Source organism: Micromonospora sp. NPDC003776 (assembly GCF_053605645.1).
On record NZ_JBSGJR010000593.1, the window covers coordinates 1 to 4,191 of the forward strand.

Below are 4,191 nucleotides of genomic sequence, written 5' to 3' on the forward strand. Positions count from 1 at the left end.
GCTTTCCTTCGCGCCACCCGGCCGCAGGCCCCGCACCGGCCCGCCGGCCGGCATCCCTCCGCGTGGCCGCGTGCGGACCGGTACGGGTTTTCTCCACCTACAAACTTGATGACCCAAATGATTCACGCCGCTCGGATGGCCCGTCGCCGCCCGCCGCCCGCCCCCGAGGGCCGGGTGGACGGGGCAAGGAAGGGGCGAAAGCCGACGTCAGGGGGTGGCGCTGTGGCGGCGGGCGCGGAGGCGGTGCAGGACGTCGGTGCCACCGCGGCCGAAGTGGTCGTGCAGGGCGCGGTACTCGGCGTACAGCTCGTCGTAGGCGGCGGCGCGGGCCGGGTCCGGGTACCAGGTCTCGCGGCGCGGTGCGGCCATCGTCGCCGAGGCCGTCTCCACGTCGGGGTACGCCCCGGCGGCCACCGCCGCGTGGATCGCCGAGCCCAGCGCGGCCGGGTGCGCGGCGTCGACCACGTGCAGCGGGCGGCGCAGCACGTCGGCGTAGATGCGCAGCAGCAGCCGGTTGGCGGTCAGCCCGCCCGCGGCGGTCAGCTCGTCGACGCGTACCCCGGCGGTCTCGAACGCCTCGACGACCGTGCGGGCGCCGAACGCGGTCGCCTCCAGCAGGGCCCGCCAGATGTCCTCCGGCCGGGTGGCCAGGGTCAGCCCGATCAACACCCCGCTCAGCTCGTGGTCCATCAGCACCGAGCGGTTGCCGCTGTGCCAGTCCAGCGCCAGCAGCCCGTGTCCGCCCACCGGCTGGTCGGCGGCGAGGGCGTCCAGCAGCTCGGGCACCGGCACGCCACGGCGCCGGGCCTGCTCGGCGTAGTCGGCGGGCAGGGCCCGGTCCAGGTACCAGGCGAAGACGTCGCCGACCCCGCTCTGCCCGGCCTCGTAGCCCCAGCGGCCGGCGGTCACCCCGCCGGCCACGACGCCGCAGAGACCGGGGATCTCGTGGCGGGTCTCCGCGTTCATGATCAGACAGGTGGAGGTGCCGAGCACGGCGAGCATCCGGCCGGGCGCGGTCGCGCCGGCCGCGGCGGCCGTGACGTGGGCGTCGATGCCGCCGACGGCCACCGGGGTGCCCTCCGGGAGGCCGGTCCACCGGGCGGCCTGGGCGGTGAGCCCGCCGGCCCGCGCCCCCGGCGGCAGCACCGGCCCGTCGATCTTCGGTAGCAGCGCGGGCAGCTCGGGGTGGAGCGCGGCGAGGAACTCGGGGCCCGGGTAGTGCCCGTCCTGGTGCAGACCCTTGAAGCCGGCCGCGGAGGCGTTGCGGGTGAGCCGCCCGCAGAGCTGCCAGACCAGCCAGTCGGCCGTCTCGATCCAGTGCTCGGCCCGATGGAAGACCTCCGGGTCCTCCTCCAGCACCTGGAGCACCTTGGCCAGCTGCCACTCGGCCGACACCCGGCCGCCGTAGCGGGGCAGCCAGGACTCGCCCCGCGCGTCGGCCAGCGCGGTGATCCGGTCGGCCTGCCGTTGCGCGGCGTGGTGCTTCCACAGTTTCGGCCAGGCGTGCGGGCGCGGGCGCAGCACGGTCAGCCCGGCGAGCGGAGTGCCGTCGGCGCGGGTGGGCAGGAGCGTGCACGAGGTCGCGTCCAGACCGATGCCGATCACGTCGGCCGGGTCGACGCCGGCGGCGCGGAGCGCGGCGGGCACCGCCTTCCACAGCACCTCGCGGTGGTCGGCCGGGTCCTGCAAAGCCCAGTCCAGGGGCAGCGCGGGCCCGTCGGGCAGCCGCTCGGTGAGCACCCCGTTCGGGTACTCGTGGACCGCGCTGCCGAGCTCCGCGCCGGTGGTCACGTCCACCACGACGGCCCGCCCGGAGAGCGTCCCGAAGTCCAACCCGACGACGTACCGACCCACCCCGTGCTCCCTCCCCGACCGCCGGGGAGCCAGGCTAGTGGGTCAGCGCAGCGGCCGCTTCAGGTGGTAGCGGTGCACCTCGGTGCTGCCCTGTACGTTGTTCACGTCCTCGGCGGCGGAGACCAGCTCCCAGCCCTCGCGGCCCACCCGGTTGAGGTGCGCGATCGCCGTGTCGCCGTACGCGGTCACGTCGGTGCGCGACCCGTCGGGGGCGTACCAGACGAACGAGACGTGGAAGTTGCGACCCTGCCCCTGATAGCGGCGGACCAGCAACGCGTACTCCCAGGCAACCATCCGTCCATTATCTACGGAAGGGCCATCGGCCGGGAAACGGCCAGCTCGGCGGTGATCAGGTCGGCGAGCCGGTCCAACCCGAGGTCGATCTGTTCCGGCGTCACCGCGCTGACCGACAGCCGCAGCGCGTTCACCGGCACGCCGTCGTCGTAGAAGTGGGCCATCGGGGTCCAGAGCACCCCGTACTCGCGGGCGGAGCGGTGCAGCAACGCGTCGTCCACCGGGAACGGCACGGTCACCACCACGAAGAAGCCACCGGCCGGGACGTTCCACCGCACCGGGCCGCCGGGCGGGAAGCGGCGGGCCAGGCCGTCCACCATGTGCCGCAGGTTGCGGGCGTACGCGGCCCGCTCCCGCACGTTGGCCGCCACCAGCGAGCAGTCGTGGGCCAGCAGCGCCCCACCGATCACCGCCTGGGCGATCGGCGAGGTGTTCACGGTGACCATGCTCTTGATCTTGGCGAGCTGGTCGGCGAGCGGCCCGACGGTCCCGTCCGAGCCGGCCACCCGCTGGTCGGCGACGACGTACCCGACCCGGGCGCCGGGCAGCACGGTCTTGGCGAACGAGCCGAGGTAGACCACCCGGCGCCGGGTGTCCAGCGCCTTGAGGGTGGGCAGCCGCTCGCCGGTCCCGGCCGGGAAGAGGCCGTACGGGTTGTCCTCGATCAGCAGCAGCTCCTCCTCGGCGGCGAGGTCGAGCAGCCGCCGCCGCTGCACCACGTCCATGCTGACCCCGGACGGGTTGGCGAAGTCGGGCATCACGTAGCAGGCGCGCGGGCGCAGCCCCTCGGCCCGGGCGCGGCGCACCTGCTCCCGCAGGTCGGCCAGGTCGATCCCGGCCGGCCCGCCGGTGACCGGGCGCACCGGCAGGTCGACCAGGCGGGCGGCCCCGGTCAGCCCGACGTACGTGGGGGCGACGGCGAGCAGCACGTCCGCCGGCCCGGCCCGCAGCGCCCGCAGTACCAGGAACATCGCCTCCTGGCAGCCGACGGTCACCACGACGGTCTCCGGATCGACGGTGATCCCCTCGTCCACCGCGAGGTTGCGGGCGATCAGGTGGTGCACGACGCCCTTGGTCCGGCCGTACTGCAGCAGGGTCCGGTCGACCTGGGCCGGGCTCAGCCCGAGGTCGTCGGCGAGGTGCCGGCGGAACCGGTCCAGGTGCGCGGGCAGCACACCGGCGTCGAAGAACTCCTCGTACGGCCGCCCGGCGGCGAGCGACACCGCGTCCGGGTAGTGCTGCGCCACCTCGTTGAGGAAGTTCATCGAGTTCAGCGCGGGATCGTCGACGCTGGCGTGCAGCGCCGCCACGGTCAGGTCCACCGGCTCCACGGTCAGCCTCCGGTCAGGGTGCGCAGGTGCCGTGCCGCCCGCGGGTCGGCACAGCCGGCGAGGGTGAGCGCGTCCCGCAGCTCGGCGGCGAGCAGCGCCAGCGCCGCCTCGGCGCCGGCCCGCCCCCCGGCCGCCAGGGCCCAGAGCAGGGGCCGGCCGACCAGCACGCCGGACGCGCCGAGGGCGAGCGCCCGCAGCACGTCGGTGCCGCCGCGGACCCCGCCGTCGAAGAGCACCGCGCACCGCTCCCCCACCGCCGCTACCACCTCGGGCAGCACGGTCGCCGACGCCGGGGCGCCGTCGAGCTGCCGGCCGCCGTGGTTGGAGACCACCACGGCGTCCGCGCCGGCCTCCGCGGCGCGGACCGCGTCGCGCGGGTCGAGGACGCCCTTCACCACCAGCGGCAGCGGCGTCCGCTCGCGCAGCCAGGCCAGGTCGGCCCAGCTCATCGCGGGGTGGAACACGGCGCCGGTGTGCGCGGCCACGGCCGACGTCCCGGGCGCGCCCCGGTGGGCCAGGTCGTCCCGGCCGCCGGCCAGGTTGGCGGCGGTGACGTGCGAGGGCAGGGCGAAGCCGTTGCGCACGTCGCGCAGCCGCCGGCCGAGGACCGGCACGTCCACCGTGACCATCAGCGCGGTGCAGCCGGCGGCGCGGGCCCGGTCCACCAGGTCGGCGACCAGCACCCGGTCACGCAGCCAGTAGAGCTGGAACC

The 4,191-nt window shown here is 75.5% G+C and carries 4 protein-coding genes; all 4 read right to left on the reverse strand.

From position 1 onward, the window contains the following. Positions 1–207 precede the first annotated feature (207 nt). A complete protein-coding gene (locus ACWEVO_RS31540; protein ID WP_452311107.1) occupies positions 208–1,854 on the reverse strand; it encodes a ribulokinase in 1,647 nt (548 codons plus the stop codon). Positions 1,855–1,896: 42 nt separating this feature from the next. After that, complete coding sequence (locus ACWEVO_RS31545; protein WP_091658185.1) at positions 1,897–2,148, reverse strand: hypothetical protein; 252 nt, start codon at positions 2,146–2,148, stop codon at positions 1,897–1,899. 11 nt (positions 2,149–2,159) lie between these two features. Further along, positions 2,160–3,533: an aminotransferase-like domain-containing protein gene (locus tag ACWEVO_RS31550; protein WP_452311109.1), complete on the reverse strand. Its 1,374-nt coding sequence runs from the start codon at positions 3,531–3,533 to the stop codon at positions 2,160–2,162. Then, positions 3,482–4,191, reverse strand: a 710-nt coding sequence (locus tag ACWEVO_RS31555; protein ID WP_452311108.1) for an alpha-hydroxy acid oxidase, incomplete at its 5' end; no start/stop codon positions are given. The genes ACWEVO_RS31555 and ACWEVO_RS31550, both read right to left, overlap by 52 nt.